This window comes from Devosia sp. Z6_126 (assembly GCF_058133495.1).
The window spans coordinates 1,167,408-1,183,613 of sequence record NZ_JBYUNO010000001.1; the positions used below are offsets into that span (position 1 = coordinate 1,167,408).

Annotated in this window: 20 protein-coding genes; 4 read left to right on the forward strand and 16 right to left on the reverse strand. The window is 65.3% G+C overall.

All coding sequences use genetic code 11. The features are described 5' to 3' along the window. Window positions 1–63 precede the first annotated feature (63 nt). Complete coding sequence (locus tag AC3YOG_RS05660) at window positions 64–420, reverse strand: YkvA family protein (protein ID WP_206524657.1); 357 nt, start codon at window positions 418–420, stop codon at window positions 64–66. Between the two features lie 115 nt (window positions 421–535). Between AC3YOG_RS05660 and ispG the strand changes: the two genes are divergently transcribed. Further along, window positions 536–1,777: a flavodoxin-dependent (E)-4-hydroxy-3-methylbut-2-enyl-diphosphate synthase gene (ispG, locus tag AC3YOG_RS05665; RefSeq protein ID WP_489934398.1), complete on the forward strand. Its 1,242-nt coding sequence runs from the start codon at window positions 536–538 to the stop codon at window positions 1,775–1,777. Next, entirely contained in the window at window positions 1,774–1,911 is a 138-nt protein-coding gene (locus AC3YOG_RS05670) for a hypothetical protein (RefSeq protein WP_489934399.1), read from the forward strand. The genes ispG and AC3YOG_RS05670 overlap by 4 nt, the downstream gene beginning before the upstream one ends. On the opposite strand, the gene AC3YOG_RS05675 is transcribed toward AC3YOG_RS05670, so the two are convergent. The 6 genes from AC3YOG_RS05675 to rimM form a co-directional block, all read right to left on the reverse strand. Continuing rightward, a complete protein-coding gene (locus tag AC3YOG_RS05675) occupies window positions 1,908–2,387 on the reverse strand; it encodes a YbaK/EbsC family protein (RefSeq protein ID WP_489934400.1) in 480 nt (159 codons plus the stop codon). The two genes, AC3YOG_RS05670 and AC3YOG_RS05675, sit on opposite strands and share 4 nt — an antisense overlap. Window positions 2,388–2,394: 7 nt before the next feature. Continuing rightward, window positions 2,395–3,030 carry an MOSC domain-containing protein gene (locus AC3YOG_RS05680; protein ID WP_489934401.1) on the reverse strand — a complete coding sequence of 212 codons (636 nt, stop codon included), beginning with the start codon at window positions 3,028–3,030 and terminating at the stop codon, window positions 2,395–2,397. 3 nt (window positions 3,031–3,033) lie between these two features. Beyond that, window positions 3,034–3,936 carry a polyprenyl synthetase family protein gene (locus AC3YOG_RS05685; protein ID WP_489934402.1) on the reverse strand — a complete coding sequence of 301 codons (903 nt, stop codon included), beginning with the start codon at window positions 3,934–3,936 and terminating at the stop codon, window positions 3,034–3,036. A gap of 123 nt (window positions 3,937–4,059) precedes the next feature. After that, entirely contained in the window at window positions 4,060–4,605 is a 546-nt protein-coding gene (rplS, locus tag AC3YOG_RS05690) for a 50S ribosomal protein L19 (protein ID WP_173088316.1), read from the reverse strand. A 194-nt stretch (window positions 4,606–4,799) separates the two neighbouring features. Beyond that, complete coding sequence (gene trmD, locus AC3YOG_RS05695) at window positions 4,800–5,480, reverse strand: tRNA (guanosine(37)-N1)-methyltransferase TrmD (RefSeq protein WP_127754759.1); 681 nt, start codon at window positions 5,478–5,480, stop codon at window positions 4,800–4,802. Continuing rightward, a complete protein-coding gene (rimM, locus tag AC3YOG_RS05700; RefSeq protein WP_489934403.1) occupies window positions 5,477–6,013 on the reverse strand; it encodes a ribosome maturation factor RimM in 537 nt (178 codons plus the stop codon). Before rimM ends, trmD begins: the two co-directional genes overlap by 4 nt. 125 nt (window positions 6,014–6,138) lie before the next feature. Between rimM and AC3YOG_RS05705 the strand changes: the two genes are divergently transcribed. After that, on the forward strand, window positions 6,139–6,531 hold the full coding sequence (locus AC3YOG_RS05705) for a hypothetical protein (protein ID WP_172121563.1): 393 nt from the start codon (window positions 6,139–6,141) through the stop codon (window positions 6,529–6,531). 3 nt (window positions 6,532–6,534) lie between these two features. Here AC3YOG_RS05705 and AC3YOG_RS05710 read toward each other — a convergent pair whose 3' ends face one another. The 6 genes from AC3YOG_RS05710 to htpX form a co-directional block, all read right to left on the reverse strand. Further along, complete coding sequence (locus AC3YOG_RS05710; RefSeq protein ID WP_489934404.1) at window positions 6,535–6,951, reverse strand: metallopeptidase family protein; 417 nt, start codon at window positions 6,949–6,951, stop codon at window positions 6,535–6,537. Further along, window positions 6,942–8,345: a 3-isopropylmalate dehydratase large subunit gene (leuC, locus tag AC3YOG_RS05715; RefSeq protein ID WP_172121561.1), complete on the reverse strand. Its 1,404-nt coding sequence runs from the start codon at window positions 8,343–8,345 to the stop codon at window positions 6,942–6,944. The genes AC3YOG_RS05710 and leuC overlap by 10 nt, the downstream gene beginning before the upstream one ends. A gap of 98 nt (window positions 8,346–8,443) precedes the next feature. Further along, window positions 8,444–10,036: a bifunctional phosphoribosylaminoimidazolecarboxamide formyltransferase/IMP cyclohydrolase gene (gene purH, locus AC3YOG_RS05720; RefSeq protein ID WP_489934405.1), complete on the reverse strand. Its 1,593-nt coding sequence runs from the start codon at window positions 10,034–10,036 to the stop codon at window positions 8,444–8,446. A gap of 70 nt (window positions 10,037–10,106) precedes the next feature. Then, entirely contained in the window at window positions 10,107–11,720 is a 1,614-nt protein-coding gene (locus AC3YOG_RS05725) for a heparinase II/III family protein (RefSeq protein ID WP_489934406.1), read from the reverse strand. Window positions 11,721–11,836: 116 nt separating this feature from the next. Continuing rightward, window positions 11,837–13,072, reverse strand: a complete 1,236-nt coding sequence (locus AC3YOG_RS05730; protein WP_172121558.1) for a transcription antitermination factor NusB — start codon at window positions 13,070–13,072, stop codon at window positions 11,837–11,839. 74 nt (window positions 13,073–13,146) lie between these two features. After that, the gene (gene htpX, locus AC3YOG_RS05735; RefSeq protein ID WP_173088314.1) at window positions 13,147–14,130 is read right to left on the reverse strand and encodes a zinc metalloprotease HtpX; all 984 of its coding nucleotides are present in this window, start codon (window positions 14,128–14,130) and stop codon (window positions 13,147–13,149) included. Window positions 14,131–14,222: 92 nt separating this feature from the next. On the opposite strand from htpX, the gene AC3YOG_RS05740 reads away from it, so the two are divergent. Beyond that, window positions 14,223–14,453, forward strand: a complete 231-nt coding sequence (locus AC3YOG_RS05740) for a DUF1674 domain-containing protein (protein WP_489934407.1) — start codon at window positions 14,223–14,225, stop codon at window positions 14,451–14,453. Window positions 14,454–14,735: 282 nt separating this feature from the next. Here the strand turns inward: AC3YOG_RS05740 and AC3YOG_RS05745 are convergent, their stop codons facing one another. Genes AC3YOG_RS05745 through AC3YOG_RS05755 form a run of 3 tightly spaced genes read right to left on the reverse strand, consistent with a single transcriptional unit; the run spans window position 14,736 to window position 16,203 of the window. Then, window positions 14,736–15,269: a DsbE family thiol:disulfide interchange protein gene (locus tag AC3YOG_RS05745; RefSeq protein ID WP_489934408.1), complete on the reverse strand. Its 534-nt coding sequence runs from the start codon at window positions 15,267–15,269 to the stop codon at window positions 14,736–14,738. Beyond that, window positions 15,269–15,442: a heme exporter protein CcmD gene (ccmD, locus tag AC3YOG_RS05750; RefSeq protein WP_172121554.1), complete on the reverse strand. Its 174-nt coding sequence runs from the start codon at window positions 15,440–15,442 to the stop codon at window positions 15,269–15,271. Before ccmD ends, AC3YOG_RS05745 begins: the two co-directional genes overlap by 1 nt. Next, window positions 15,439–16,203 (reverse strand): heme ABC transporter permease, encoded by a 765-nt coding sequence (locus tag AC3YOG_RS05755; protein WP_489934409.1) that lies wholly within the window; start codon window positions 16,201–16,203, stop codon window positions 15,439–15,441. Before AC3YOG_RS05755 ends, ccmD begins: the two co-directional genes overlap by 4 nt. Between the last annotated feature and the right edge of the window lie 3 nt (window positions 16,204–16,206).

Consider the following 16,206-nt stretch of genomic DNA (forward strand, 5'->3'; position numbering starts at 1 on the left):
AGCGATCCCGCGGCTCGATGGAGCTACTTCTGCCGCTGTCCCGGCTTGAACCGGGCCAGTGGGTCAAAGCCGGCGGGCCTTGCCGTCGATGACATTGCCCTGAGTAGGACGAGCGGCGCGGGCACCGGCCCGGGCCTTTTCGCCGCGCACTTCGAGCGGCAGCATACCGACGATCCAGCTTACCAGCAGGGGCACGATGACCATGTCATCGACGATGCCAAGGAAGGGCAGCACGTCGGGGATCAGGTCGACCGGACTGATCAGGTACAGCGGCACCAGCAGCATGGCGAATTTGAGCGCCAGCGGCGTTTCCGCGTGCCGGAAGCCGCGCCAAAGCAGCAGCAGTTCCTTGCGGAAGATAAAGAACCGGCCCACGGTGAAGCGACCGAGCAAATTGAGGGGCGAGAAGAGGTTTTTCATCATAGCTCTTAAATGGCCCTGGCTCGCTTTAGTTCAAGACCTCCCCGTTCACGTAAGCGTCGGATTGCGCTTGTAGGCTGCGCGCCTTATTTGTGGCTCAGCAAAGAGGTGTTTCATGTCGGGCCCGGCACTGCGCAGGCAATCGGTTGGAGTCAATGTTGGCGGGGTCCTGGTCGGCGGGGGCGCACCGGTCGTGGTGCAATCCATGACCAATACCGATACCGCTGATATCGATGCGACCGTGCGGCAGGTGATGCAACTGGCGCGAGCGGGCTCGGAGATCGTGCGGATCACCGTGGACCGCGACGAGTCGGCGGCGGCCGTACCGCATATTCGCGACCGGCTGGCCTTTATGGGTTATGACGTGCCACTGGTGGGCGATTTCCATTATATCGGCCACAAGCTGCTGACGGATCACCCGGCCTGCGCCGAGGCGCTGGCGAAATACCGCATCAATCCGGGCAATGTCGGCTTCAAGGCCAAGCGCGATACGCAGTTCTCGACGCTGATCGAGCTCGCCATTCGCTACAACAAGCCGGTGCGGATCGGGGTCAATTGGGGCTCGCTCGATGAAGAGCTGCTCACGCGGCTGATGGACGAAAACGCGATTTCAGCGGCGCCGATTTCGGCCGCCGCCGTGCAGCGCGAGGCGATCATCCAGTCGGCCCTGCTGTCGGCGCGCCGCGCCGAGGAAATTGGGCTCGGGCGCGACAAGATCATCCTCTCCACCAAAGTCAGTGATGTGCAGCATCTGATCGCCGTCTATCAGGATCTGGCGGCACGCTGCGATTATGCGCTCCATCTCGGGCTGACCGAAGCGGGCATGGGCTCCAAGGGCATTGTGTCCTCCTCGGCCGCGCTTGGCATTCTCCTCCAGCAGGGGATTGGCGACACGATCCGCATTTCGCTGACCCCCGAGCCGGGTGGGGACCGCACCACCGAGGTCAAGGTGGCCCAGGAGCTGCTGCAGACCATGGGGTTCCGCCAGTTTCTGCCGGTGGTGGCTGCGTGCCCGGGCTGCGGGCGCACCACCTCCACCACGTTCCAAACGCTGGCCAAGGACATCCAGGATCACCTGTCCGCCTCCATGCCGGAGTGGAAGGAGCGCTATCCCGGCGTTGAAACCCTTTCGGTCGCGGTGATGGGCTGCATCGTCAATGGCCCGGGTGAATCCAAGCACGCCAATATCGGCATTTCCCTGCCCGGCACCGGGGAAACCCCCGCGGCGCCCGTGTTCGTCGATGGCCAGAAGGTTGCGACGCTGCGCGGGGCCGATGTCGCCGACCAGTTCAAGGTGATGGTCGCCGATTATATCGAGCGCAAATTCGGTGCCAGCCAGCAAACGGCGGCGGAATGATTGAGAACCCTGAGGAGCGGCAAGGGCGCCGCAGCGCCCTGCAGCTGCTTTATGGCAACAAGCGGCGCTGGATCTATATCGGTGTGCTGATCCTGGCGCTGCTGGTGCTCAAGGGGCTGGGCGTGCTCGACTAGGGCGTCACCGCCTCGGGTACGAGGCAGGCATCCACCCATTGATTGCCGCAGAGTTCGGCCAGCCGCTCGAGGCTAAGGCGCACCGAGGAATGCGTGTCCCCGCCGGCCGGAATGACTTCGTCATAGATCCTGAGCGATTGGTCCAGGAAAATCGGCAGTGGCTGGGGCAGGCCGAAGGGGCAAACGCCGCCCACCTTGTGGCTCGTGAGCTGCTCCACTTCTTCGGCCCCCAGCATGCGGGGGCGGCCGCCGAGCGCTGTTTTGGCCTTGGTGTTGTCCAGCCGCGCATCGCCACGCGTCACGAGTAGCAGCACTTCCCCCTTGACCCGGATGCACAGCGTCTTGGCGATCTGTCCGGGCGCGCAGCCATGCACCGCCGCCGCCAGATCGACTGTCGAGGTCGCCTCCGCGGTTTCGATGATGGGCAGGTCGGGGGCACGCAGCGCCAGGTCGGCGCGGACAGATTGCAGGGTCATGAAATCCTCAGAACAGGCGGGCGAGCCGCGAGGCGAAATCGTCGCGCAGCTTGTGGTGCAGGGGCGCCGCAAGCGCGCGGCGCAGGATGGATGGATCGGGATCGCGCACCCCGTCCAGCGCCATCAGTTCGGCGACGGTGATGCGGGCCCCGGCAAAGGGGGTGTAGGTGACCGCCATTCCCGCGGCGACTTCGCCAGTCGTCAGCACGCGGCAATAGGCGCCGGGGCGGTTGGCGCGATGAAAGCGCTTGGCCCAGCGCGGATCGCCCATGCGGGCGCTGAAGGTCAGGCAGGGCGTGCGGTGGGAGGTGACTTCGAGCTCCACCGCCCCGAGGCCGAAGCGATCACCGACGGCGATGGCGCGACCTTCGAAGCCCTCGAGCAGCAGGTTTTCGCCGAAGGTACCGGGCAGGGGCTCATCGCCCAGTTCTCCGGCCCACCAGCGATAATCGTCGGCGAAATAAAGGTAGACCGCCTGATCGACGCCACCATGATGCTTGCGGTCCATCACCGCGTCGCCCTCAAGGCCCAGAGTGCCGACCGCCACAGCGTCCTGTATCGGGGTCTTGAAGATGCCGGTCTTGGCCTTCTTGCCCGGGATCGGCTGGGGCGTTCCGCAGCAGACGGCAAGCAGCTGGTGCACCCGCTAATGCTCCCGGCTGGCGAAATAGCGGGCCGTGGCGCGCAAGCCGTCGGCCTTGGGGCCGAAGGTACGCAGCGCCAGCAAAGCCTCGTTGACGGTGCGCGACAGGGCCGTGCGAGCCCCATCAAGTCCAAGCGCGGCCACGAGGGTCTGCTTGCCCGCCTCGGCATCCTTGCCGGTGGCCTTGCCCATGATTTCGGGCGAGGCGGTGACATCGAGAATATCGTCGGCGAGCTGGAAGGCGCGACCGGCCGCTTCGGCATAAGCGGTGAGGGCCGAAAGGGCGCGGCCATCGGTCGTGCCGAGCAGGGCCCCGATCCGCACGCTGGCGCGGATCAGGGCGCCGGTTTTCATCGCTTGCATGGTGGCAATTTCGGCCGGCGAGAGATCGGCGCCTTCGCCGGCAATGTCGCGCATTTGCCCCCCAACCATGCCCCCAGCGCCGCTCCCGGCAACGAGCTCCCCAACCAGGGCAATGCGCACCGCCGGATCGGGATGGCATTCGGGACTGGAAAGCAGCCCAAAGGCATGGGTGAGGAGCGCATCGCCAGCCAGGATCGCCGTCGCGTCGTCATAGGCCTTGTGCACGGTCGGGCGGCCGCGGCGCAGATCATCGTCATCCATGGCTGGAAGATCGTCATGCACCAGGGAATAACAATGCACCAGTTCCACCGCGAGGCCCGCCATCAGCGACTGGGCAGGTGGCACATTGAACACCGCCGAGGCCTGGCGCACGAGCAGGGGCCGCAGCCGCTTGCCGCCGGCGAGGCTGCCATGGCGCATGGCAGCGATCAAGCGCTCGGGAGCCGGGCCGGGGCCCGAAAGGCGGGTCGCGCCGAGCGCCCGATCCAGCGCGGTTTCCACGGCAAGCGCACAATCGGCAATGTCGGCGGCAAAATCGTACATGGGTTTGTTGCTAGCCGTTCGCCGCCCAAGCGGCAAGGGGGCGGGGGATGGGAGGCGCACCCGGCAAAACAAAGGCCCGGCTGGTGGCCGGGCCTTTGCATAAATGGGGAGGAGGTCGTGAGCTTATTCGCTCTTGGTCTCGGCAGCAGCGGCTTCCTGCTCGGCAGCAGCAGCAGCGGCTGCAGCTTCCGCGTCCTTGGCAGCCTGCTCGGCGGCAAAAGCCTCGGCAGCGGCGACCTTTTCGGCGTCACGCGCATCGCGAGCAGCCTGGGCTGCCGTACGCTCTTCGGCCTCGATCTTCTTGGTGCGGGCGTTGGTCGATTCGAAAATACGGGCCGACTTGCCGCGACGATCGCGCAGGTAATAAAGCTTGGCGCGACGCACCTTGCCGCGCTTGAGCACTTCAACCGAAGCGATATTGGGCGAATAAAGCGGGAACACGCGTTCCACGCCTTCACCATAGGAAATCTTGCGCACGGTGAAGCTGGCGGTCAGGCCGCCACCGTTGAGGGCAATAACCACGCCTTCGTAAGCCTGCAGACGCTCTTTTTCGCCTTCGCGGATCTTGACCCACACCTTGACGGTATCGCCATGGGTGAATTCGGGAAGAGTGCGCTTGGCGGCGAGCTGCTCAACATGCTCAGCATTGAGCTGCTGGATGATATTCATGATCCGTCCTGATCTTTTCACTGGGGCAGTTGTTCGAGCCTTGCGGCGCGATGCCCGGTCTTGGTTACAACGGAGAGTTTGGTCTTCTTGTTGTCGTCGGCAGCGGGTCCGATAGCCCACCGTCCAGTCGTGGCGGCGCTATAGGGGATTTTTGCCGCAAAGTCCAGCCATCCCGGGCACATCCGGCACCCCGTTCAATCCAGCAGGTCCGGGCGTCGCGCCCGGGTCAGCTCCAGGCTTTGCGCGTGCCGCCATTCGCGAATGCGCTTGTGGTCGCCCGACAGCAGAACGGATGGGATTTCGGATCCTTCCCAGCTCTGCGGGCGGGTATATTGGGGATATTCGAGGAGCCCGTTTTCAAAGCTTTCCTCGGCATGGCTGTCCGCCCCGCCCAGCACGCCTGGGATCAGGCGCACCACGGCTTCGAGCAGCACCATGGCCGCAACTTCCCCGCCCGCGAGAACATAATCGCCGATGGAGATTTCCTCGAGCTGACGATGCTCGATCACGCGTTGGTCGATCCCCTCGAAGCGACCGCAAAGGATCACGGCGCCCGGGCCCAGCGCCAGTTCGCGCGCCCGCTTTTGCGTCAGCGGCGCGCCGCGCGGGCTCATCAGGATACGCGGGCGCGGATCCCCAGAGGGCGCCACGGCATCAATGGCGCGCGCCACGATGTCGGGTTTGAGCACCATGCCGGCGCCGCCCCCCGCCGGAGTGTCGTCCACGGTGCGGTGCCGGTCGGTGGCGAAATCGCGCAATTGCGTCGTGCGCAGCGACCACAAGCCTTCCCCGAGGCCCCGCCCCAGCACCGAAGCACCCAGGGGTCCGGGAAACAGGTCCGGAAACAGGGTGATGATATCAGCGGAAAAGCTCAATCGGGCTCTTCCTCGCCCTCGGGTGCATCGAGGGGAACCACGATGGTCAGATAGCCGTCGCCCAGCCGGACATCGGGCACGACGGCCTTGGTGAAGGGGTAAAGAAAAGTGTCGCCGGAAACGGGATCGCGGATTTCGATCAGATCGCCGGCGCCAAAATTGGGCAGCGCCACGACGGTGCCGAGCACGGTGCCGTTTTCCAGCCGCGCTTCGAGGCCCAGCAGGTCGGCGTGGTAGAACTCGTCCTCATCATCGTGCTCGGGCAGGCGAGCCCGGTCGATAAAGAGCGAGACGCCATTGATCGCCTCGGCGGCATTGCGGTCGGCAATGCCCTTGAGGCGCGCGATGGCAACATTGTTCTGCAGGCGCAGGGCCTCGATGGTGATGGTGAGGCCGGGGCGATCGGTTTCGAGGGCGCCATACTGGGCAATGGACTGGGGTTCGGCGGTAAAGGTGGCGATGCGCACCTCGCCCTTGATGCCGTGTGCGGCCCCGATCTTGCCAAGCAGCAGGCGGTTATTGGTTGGGGTCATGGCTTACCTCGCTGGGGATGGCTCCCCATAGCAGGCGGCACGACGCTTGGGAATTGCCTGCGAGGGGAGCGGGAACCAAGGGGGCGTCCGGCAATTGTGCACACACAGTTGAAAGGAGCCCAGCAATGGCGAGAGTTCTGAGCGGTCGGGAAGAAATCCGGCAATGGACGCAGGCGCGAGCCGGCAACCCCATCATGATGGAAACGCCCGATGTGCGCGAAAGCCGCTATTTGCTGCAGCTGACCTTTGGCCAGCATGCGCTCAATGCCGAGCGCAATGAGGGGCCGGACGTGAACCCCTATGGCGGCTGGGAGCTGGTGGATTGGGATGACTGGTTCGTGCAGCTGGACAAGCAGCGCCTCGCCTTGCGCGTCAATGAGGACGAGCCCGGCACGCTCAGCAATGATTATGAATTCGTCCCGCGTGAGGGCAGCGAGGAAGACCAGACCACCGACGCCGCCCGCAAGCCGGCCGCGATCACGGTGCAGTCGCCCAATCCGGATGACCGGGCGTCCTGAGCGTTAATCGCTGGCGTTGTCGATGGCGTCCAGATCATCGTCGGAAAAGCCGAAATGGTGGCCGATCTCGTGCACCAGCACATGGGTGATGATCTCGCCCAGCGTGTCGGTGTCGTTTTCGGCCCAGAAATCGAGAATGGCGCGGCGATAAAGCGTCACATTATTAGGCATTTGCCCGGTCTGGGGCACGGCACCGTTCTCGGTCAGGCCAATGCCCTGGAACAGCCCCATCAGCTCATAGGGGCTTTCCATGCCAAAGCCCTCGAGCACATCGTCCTCGGCCCATTCGGCCACCGAACAGGTGACATCGGCCGCCAGGGTCTTGAACGGCTCGGGAAGGCCCGCAAGGGCTTCGCGGGCCAAAGCTTCGAAATCATCGAGGGAGGGCGCCAGGCGCTCTCCCCAAGGATTTACTGCCACTCGCGGATATCAACGAAATGGCCGGCAATTGCGGCCGCGGCAGCCATGGCGGGCGACACCAGATGGGTGCGGCCCTTGAAGCCCTGGCGGCCTTCGAAATTGCGGTTGGAGGTCGAAGCGCAGCGCTCCTGGGGCTTGAGCTTATCGGGGTTCATCGCGAGGCACATCGAGCACCCCGGTTCACGCCATTCAAAGCCAGCAGCCTTGAAGATCTGGTCCAGCCCTTCGGCTTCGGCCTGATCCTTGACCAGACCCGAGCCGGGCACGACCATGGCCGAAACGCCGGCAGCCACCTTGCGGTCACCGATCACGGCGGCGGCAGCGCGCAGATCCTCAATGCGGCCATTGGTGCAGGAGCCCACAAAGACACGCTCCACCGGGATATCGGTGATCTTGGTGCCGGGCTTGAGGCCCATATAGTCGAGCGCCCGCCACTTGGAGGCGCGCTTGTTTTCGTCGGCGATGTCGTCGGGATTGGGGACGACACCGGTCACCGAGATCACGTCCTCCGGCGAGGAGCCCCAGGACACGATTGGGGGCAGGTCGGCGGCGTTGAGCACCACGACCTTGTCGAAATGGGCGCCTTCGTCGGTGTAAAGCGTCTTCCAATAGTCGAGCGCCATGTCCCAGGCCTGACCCTTGGGCGCACGGTTGCGACCCTGGACATAGTCAAAGGTGGTCTGGTCGGGCGCGATAAGGCCGGCGCGGGCGCCGCCTTCGATCGTCATGTTGCAGACCGTCATGCGGCCTTCCATCGACAGAGCCTGGATGGCTTCGCCGGCAAATTCAATGACGTGGCCATTGCCGCCCGCGGTGCCGATCTCGCCGATGATCGCCAGGATGATGTCCTTGGCGGTGACATGGGGCGGCAGCTTGCCATCCACACGCACCAGCATGTTCTTGGCTTTTTGCTGGATCAGCGTCTGGGTCGCCAGCACATGCTCGACTTCCGAAGTGCCGATGCCATGGGCCAAAGCGCCGAACGCACCGTGGGTCGAGGTGTGGCTGTCGCCGCACACAATGGTCATGCCGGGCAGGGTGAAACCCTGTTCGGGGCCGACGATGTGCACAATGCCCTGACGCTTGTCGAACGGGTCGAAATATTCGATGCCGAAATCGCGGGTGTTCTCGGCCAGCGCCGCGATCTGGATGGCGCTTTCCGGGTCGGGATTAGGCAGCGAGCGGTCGGTGGTGGGGACATTGTGGTCCACCACGGCCAGGGTGCGCTCGGGATGGCGCACCTTGCGCCCGTTCATGCGCAGCCCTTCAAAGGCCTGCGGGCTCGTCACTTCGTGCACGAGATGCCGATCGATATAGATCAGCGAAGTGCCGTCAGCATTGTTCTGGACCAGGTGGTCGTCCCAGATCTTGTCGTAGAGCGTGCGGGGTGCCATGGGCGAGCGTTCCGGATAGGGGCTGTACTTTGGAGCCGTTCTAAGCCCAAGCCCCCGCACCGGTCAAGCAGAACCGTACCCGAGAGTACGGTTACTGTTCAGTGACGGAAATGGCGCATGCCGGTGAGCACCATGGCGATACCCGCGGCATCGGCCGCAGCGATCACCTCATTGTCGCGCATCGAGCCGCCGGGCTGGATCACCGCAGTGGCGCCAGCCGCAACCAGCGCTTCGAGGCCGTCGGCGAAGGGGAAAAAGGCATCGGAGGCCACGACGGAGCCCTGGGTCAGCGCGCCATCGATCCCGGCGGCCTGGGCGGCGTCGATCGATTTGCGATGGGCAACGCGGGCGGAATCCACCCGGCTCATCTGCCCCGCGCCAATGCCTACGGTAGCGCCATCCTTGACGTAAACAATGGCATTGGACTTGACGTGCTTGGCGACCACTGCGGCAAGCTTGAGGTCGCGCATTTCGGCCTCGGTGGGCGCACGCTGGGTGACGACCTGAAGCTCGCAGTCGTTGACGTTGCGATTGTCACGCCCCTGCACCAGCAGGCCACCGGCGACCGAGCGGACGGTCAGCCCATCGGCCTTGGGATCGGCCACGCCGCCGGTCAGGAGGAGGCGCAGGTTTTTTTTGGCGGCGATGATGGCTTCCGCTTCCGGCGAGGCAGAAGGGGCGACGATCACTTCGGTGAAGGTCTTGACGATTTCCTCGGCTGCGGCGGCATCGAGCGGCTGATTGGTGGCGACAATGCCGCCAAAGGCGCTGACCGGGTCGGTGCGCAGCGCCGCGCGGTAAGCCGAGAGCAGGTCGGGGCCCACGGCGACGCCGCAAGGATTGGCGTGCTTGATGATGGCGACGGCCGCGGTCTCGGCGGGGTCGAACTCGCTCACGAGCTCAAAGGCCGCATCGGTGTCGTTGATGTTGTTGTAGCTCAGGGTCTTGCCCTGGACCTGGCGGGCGGTGGCGACGCCGGGGCGGTTTTCGCCCGTGGTGTAGAAGGCGGCCCATTGATGCGGGTTTTCGCCATAGCGCATGACTTCGCGCAAGGTGCCGGCAAAGGCGCGATAGGGGATCTCGGGGTAATCGAGCGCCCGGGCAAACCAGGCGGAAATGGCACTGTCATAAGCGGCGGTGCGGGCATAGGCCTTGGCGGCCAGCTTCTGGCGGAGGCTAAAGGGCACGCCGCCAGTGGCGCGCACGGCTTCGAGAATGGCGGGGTAATCGGCCGGGTCCACTACGACGGTGACGAAGGCGTGGTTCTTGGCCGCCGAGCGCACCATGGCGGGTCCGCCAATATCGATGTTCTCGATGATCGCGTCATAGCCCGCGCCCGAGGCCACGGTCTGCTCGAAGGGGTAAAGATTGACGGCGACGAGGTCGATCGGCCCGATGGCGTGCTCGCTCATCGAGGCGGCATGTTCGGGATTGTCGCGCACGGCCAAAAGGCCCCCATGCACCTTGGGGTGGAGGGTCTTGACGCGGCCATCCATCATTTCGGGAAAGCCGGTGAGGTCGGCAATCTCGCGCACCGGCAGGCCGGCTTCGGCGATCAGGCGCTGGGTGCCGCCAGTGGACACCAGTTCCACGCCCGCTTCGGCAAGGCCCGAGGCAAACTCGACCATGCCGGATTTGTCGAACACCGACAGCAGCGCCCGGCCGATCTTGTGTGTGTTGCCCGCGTCCATCGGTTTTGCCCCTATCTGGTGTTTGCCGGGTGCTCGCTAGCATGAAGCGCCCGCATGCGCCAACCGCCTGTCAGTTCTGGCGGGTGAAGATCCAGGCGATCTCCGTGCCAGCAGCGGCCTGTGCCTCGAGCACGAGTTGGCGCGTACGCACCAAGCCCAAGGAGGCAGACTGGCGCACGGAATCGTCTTCGTAAAGGCTCGCGCCTTCCCACAAAAAGCTCCACACTTCGCCATTGGGGAGAACAAGCCGCGCAACGCTTTCTTCCGAAACCCGGTGCACCACCGTGCCGGGCCCGAGATGAAAGCGCAGGCAGAGCACGCCACTGGGCGTGCCCTGCGCAATCAGGCGATCCTGGCCGACCAGGGTTTCGCCATCCCCAATCAAGGTGATCTGGCGTTCGATGTCGACCCCGAAGCGGCGGCGATAACCGGCCGTGGTGAGGGTGAGCGCGTTTTCCGCCAGTTCCAGCTTTGGCTTCGGAAGGGCCCCGCGACGGGCGGCTGCACCGGATGGTTCGGGATCCTGGCCATCGATGGTTGGGCCGGAATGGGCAACGGCTTGCCGGAACGAAGCTTCGCTGCCGGGCAGATCGGCAGGGGCTGGGCCGCAATTGCCCACCAGCAGCGCGTTGCCGGTCGAGAACTCGAAGGCCAGCGGGCTGCGATGCGCCTGGGCGGCAAAGTCCGGTGCAGGCGCGGGACCGGTATCGGCCACCAGAACCGCGTCGCCGGCGCGCAAAATGCCGTAGCCGCCGAGCAGCATGCTACGCCGCCGCAGCGGCGGGCCATCGGACTGCACGGCGATCAGGATGTCGTGGGGTAGCTGGCCGCAGCCCTGGAAATAAGCCGGCTCGCCCGTGCCCAGGGTCAGGGCATCAAGGCACATATGCATGCGATCGATCTGAGCCGCCAGTTCGGCCGTAGCTTCGGTCTTGGGGCCCAGGGGCGCGCGGCGCACGCTTGAAAGCTCCACCAGCAATTGCAGCTGAAGCCGACTATTACGCGAGCGATGCAGCCCGTCCCGGTCGAGCTGTTCGGCCAAAAGCGCGTTGAGCCGCCGCAGCCGCGCGGCCAGATCGGTGCTGCCCTCGGCATCGCAGGCGGCGGCGCCCAAAAGCGCAATGCCCGCAAACAGCGCATCAACCGGATCGCTCGCCAGCCCTTCGCGCACCTTGAGGCTCTGGATCTGGGCGCCAAGGGCGCGCTGGATAGTGCGGGACTGCTCGGGGGTGGCGCCATCGAGCAGCATATTGAGGTGGCGCAGCCAATTGAGCACGCGCTGCGCGCAGATCGTGGGCGCCCAGCTGGCGCGGGCAAAGCCGCCATCGCGCGCGATCCAGTCCAGCACCAGGGTGCGGGCGAAAAAGCGCTCGCCGGGATCGCGCAGGTCGCGGAAATGGCGGAGCCAGGAAAAGCTCTGCAGGTTCTGCCACCATTCGAGGTGCTCGGGCGGCTCGGCGAAGGGCGAGGTGCCGCCGGTCTGCACCAGCTTGGAGGCCAGCAGATAACGCCCCGCCATCATGTCGCGTACGGCTTCCGCATCGGCCGGGCGCAGTTCGGGCAGGTTGCCGCTCCAGCTATTGTCGGCAAGGCTGCGCCAGGTCCAGCGCACAGCCGGAAGCGTGACCACACGGTCGGCCAGCCCAAGAGCCGCGCGGCGGGCGTGATGAACCAGTGAAATCACGGCGGGGCGCTCCCTTGTGGCAGGGAGCGATATGGGTCCGCCGGGGCGGCTAATGGCTGCAACGAGTTCATGCCTCAAAGGCGCTAGCTGATTTGCGCGACTTTCTGGCGGCCATTCTAGGAGCGGCGGCGGAATCGCGCCACGAAGAAACCGTCCATTCCCCCGTTTTGCGCGCCTGGTGCCATGCCCGGATGCGTGCGTACCGTTCCTTCTGACGTGATGGCTTGGGGCAAGCCGGGCAATTGCTCTGCTGTAACCGGCAGCAGTTCAAGTTCGGGCAGGTTGGCCAGCACCCATGCGGCCTGTGCTTCGCCTTCGTCAGGTTCGAGCGAGCAAACGCAATAAATCAGCACGCCGCCCGGCGCGAGGCACTTGGCGGCATTGCGCAGGAGATTGCGCTGCAGGCGCACGCGCCCGGCAATGTCGCTGAGCGAGCGGTGCCACAGCACTTCGGGGTGACGCCGGAAAGTGCCGGTCGCCGAACAGGGGGCATCGAGCACGATGCCGGCAAAGGGCTCTTCGGGCGCATAGGTGGTGGCATCGGCCACCACGGTTTGCGCGCTATAGTCGAGGCGCTCGAGATTGCCGGCGAGGCGCTCCATGCGCTTGGCATCGGCGTCGAGCGCGGTGACTGCATAGCCGGCCTTGACCAGCTGGGCTGTCTTGCCGCCCGGCGCGGCGCAAAGATCGAGCACGCGCGAATTGGCGGGCAGGTCGAGCAGGCGCGCTGGGATCGCGGCGGCAGCATCCTGCACCCACCAGCGCCCGTCGCTATATCCTGGCAGGGCTTCCACCGGCTTGTCGCGCGCATCGATCCGCACGCTGTCGGCCATCAGGGGGACGGCGCCCAGCGCATCGCGCAGTTCGGGGTCGTCATGCTTGAGCGTCAGGTCCAGCGGTGCGCCGGCCAAAAGCGCGGCTTCAAAGGCAATGATGGCGTCTTCGCCATAGGCGGCCAGCCAGGTGTCGCCAAAGGTCTCGGGCAGCAGCAGATCGTCGGACAGCATGCTGAACTTGGCCGAATTGGCCTGCGCGGTGCGCAACACGGCATTCATCAGCCCGGCCAGGTGGCGCGCCTTGGGATCACGCTTGACCGCCTCGACCGCAAGAAACAGCGCGCTATGGGCGCCCAGATCGGGCAGGAAAATCAGCTGCGCGACCGACAGGCGCAGCACGGCTTCGAAGGTGCCTGATTTGCCCGGCATGCCCTTGTCGAGCAGGGCATGGAGAATGAAGTTGAGCTGGCCGTGGCGGCGCAGCGCCGTGGTAATCAGCCGGTTGGCGAGAGCGCGGTCGCGCCCGTCAGCCAGATCGGCAGGGCCCAGGGGCGCGAAATGTTCGCCCGCGAGCACGCCCCGCAGGCGCTGCGCGGCAACGAGGCGAAGCTTGAGGCCGGCCGGTTCAGGTTTGTGCGTCTTGATTTGTTTTATCCCCAGGGGCCGCGATCACCGGGATTGTCCCGGCCGGCCGACGGCGCGCGCCAGGTGGCACCGCCAGGCGCCGGACGGCGTGGCGAAGCCGACCAGGGCCCGCGCGCCGGCCGGGGGTCCTTATCAACCACCTGAAGCTGCGCTGCAAGCTGCTGGAGCTGGGCAATGCGGTTGCCCGTATCGGGGTGGGTGGAAAAGAGATTGTCCATGCGCTGCCCGGACAGGGGATTGATGATATACATATGGGCCATCGCGGGGTTGCGTTCGGCTTGAACATTGACCTGCCGCCCGGCAAGGGTGGCGATCTTGGCCAGCGCCGAAGCCAGCGCCAGGGGATCGCCCGAAATGGCGGCGCCATCCTTGTCGGCCTCGTATTCGCGGGTGCGGCTCACCGCCATCTGCACGATCATGGCCGCAACCGGCGCCAGGAACACCATCAAGAGCGCGCCGATGCCGCCCAGCGGATTGTCGCGATTATTGCCGCCGCCGAAGAACAGCCCGAACTGGGCCAGGGCCGAGATCGCGCCGGCAAAGGTGGCGGTGATGGTCATGGTCAGGGTATCGCGCGAGCGGATATGGGCCAGCTCATGGGCGACCACGGCGGCGACTTCGCGGGTATCGAGCTGCTGCAGGAGGCCCGTGGACACCGCCACCGCCGCGTTCTGCGGATTGCGCCCCGTGGCAAAGGCATTGGGCTGGTCGGTCTGGATCACATAAACAGCGGGAGTGGGGATGCCGGCCTTTTGCGAGAGGATGTCGACCATCTCATAGAGTTGAGGCACCTGGCTGCGCTCCACCGGAACGGCGTTCTGCATGCGCAGCACCATTTTGTCGGAGTTCCAGTAGCTGAACAGATTGGTCAGCAGCGCAAAGCCAAAGGCCATCATCATGCCCGAGCTGCCACCAATGAAATAGCCGACCACCATGAACAGCGCCGTCAGCGCCGCCAGCAGGCCAAAGGTGCGAAGCGTGTTGTACATGGTGCCTCTTGGGTTTGCGTGTCTGGCCAATTATGTTGGGTGCGATCCGGTTGCATGCAAGGCGCCGGGGCCCAAGCCTTGGGAGAAGCGCAATGAACGACAATGAGCCAATTGCCCCAGAGCCGTCCGCGACTGCCCCCGAGCCCGCGCCGCGCCCGCCCCTGTCTCCTGCCGCGCAACGGGCTCTGGCGGAAGCCGAAGCGCGCCGCGCCGAGATCGACCGCCTTGCGGCCCAGAACCCGGCCGAAAAAGGCGGCCGCGGCGGCCTCGAGCCAGTGCGCTACGGGGACTGGGAGATCAAGGGTTTAACCAGCGATTTTTGAGGGGGGTGTATTTCCTGAGGCTCGGACGCTTGGGTATGGCGGCACGATAGTGCGCTACACCACGACCCCCTCCCTCGATCCCTCCCCTCAAGGGGGAGGGAAGGCCGGCCTTCAAGGCCGGATACAAACACTGGAGAGCTAGAGCCTCACGGCTGGACTCCGGATCCGCGGCTCTATGCCTCCCTCCCCCGTGAGGGGAGGGCCGGGGAGCGGGTGGTTGTGGGAGCGCCCGGCGACTTCTATCGCGGAGGGCGCTTCGCGACGGATGCAGAACCCTAAACTTTACCCCCGTGCAGCCGCAATGGCCGGCAGCAGTTCCTGTTCGAGGCTGGTGGGGGTCAGGGGGCCAACATGCTTGAAGGTGATGACCCCTTGCGGGTTGACCACAAAGGTTTCGGGCACGCCATAAACACCCCAGTCGATCGAGACGCGCCGGTCCCGGTCGGCGCCGACCGCATCATAGGGATTGCCCAGTTCGGCCAGAAAGGCACGGGCATTTTCGGGGGCGTCGGCCTGGTTGATGCCAAAGAGCCGGATATCGCCGCTGTTTTTGAGGCTAGTCAGCAGCGGGTGCTCGGCCCGGCAAGGGATGCACCAGGAGGCAAACACATTGACCACCGTGACCCCGCCGGTGAGGTTTTCGGTGGCAAAGCCGGGCACGCCCAGGTCCGGCACCGGATCCAGCGCAAAAACCGGGGCAGGCTTGTCGATCAGCACCGAGCGCACCAGCGAAGGGTCGCGGTTCATGGTGCTGGCGAAGATCGCCACGAGACCGGCGAGCAGCAGCAGCGGCAGGGCAAAGAGGAGGAAGCGCATCAGGCGGCCGGCTCGGCCGAGCGGCGACGGATGCCACGCGCTTCGAGGTCCTTGAGCCGCTGCTCGGTGCGGCGGGCGTCCCAGAGGGTCCAGCCGATTAGCGCGGCCACGACAAGCGCAACACCAAGATAGGCGCAAACGATAAAGAGCGCGTGGGGTCCCAGATCGATCATGCGTCTGCCGCTCCCTGGGCTGTCCGGCGCTCGAGCGTGGCGACCCGCCGGCGCTTGATCTCGGTGTGCATGGCCTTGAGCTGGAGCGTGATGAACAGCAGCGTAAAGGCAAAGAACATCACGAATAGCGGCGTCAGGATGGAGGGCGGCATGCGCGGCCCATCGGCGCGAAAGACGCTGGCGGGCTGATGGAGCGTTGACCACCAATCCACCGAGAACTTGATGATGGGGATATTGACCGCACCCACGAGGGTGAAGACGGCAATCACCCGGGCGCCGCGCAGCTGGTCGTCAAAAGCGCGCCAGAGCGCAATGATGCCGAGATAGATGAACAGCAGGACCAGCGTCGAGGTCATGCGCCCGTCCCATTCCCAGAACGTACCCCAGGTCGGGCGACCCCAGAGCGAGCCGGTAAAGAGCGCCAGCGCTGTAAAGCAGGCGCCCAGGGGCGCGGCGGTCTTCATCGCCACATCGGCCAGCGGGTGGCGCCAGACCAGGGTGCCCAGCGCCGAAACGGCCATGGTCGCGTAAACGAATTGGCTCAGCCATGCGGTGGGCACATGCACATACATGATGCGCACGGTGTCGCCCATCTGGTAGTCCTGGGGCGAGTTGAACAAGGCGAACCACAGCCCAACCAGGAACAGGAGCGCGGTGGCCACGGTGAGTGGCCAGAGCAGCGGGCGCGTCCAGGCGACGAACTGCCCGGGATGGGCAATGCGGTTCCACCAGCGCTGTTTGGGTGCGGTTGCAAGCGTCATGGG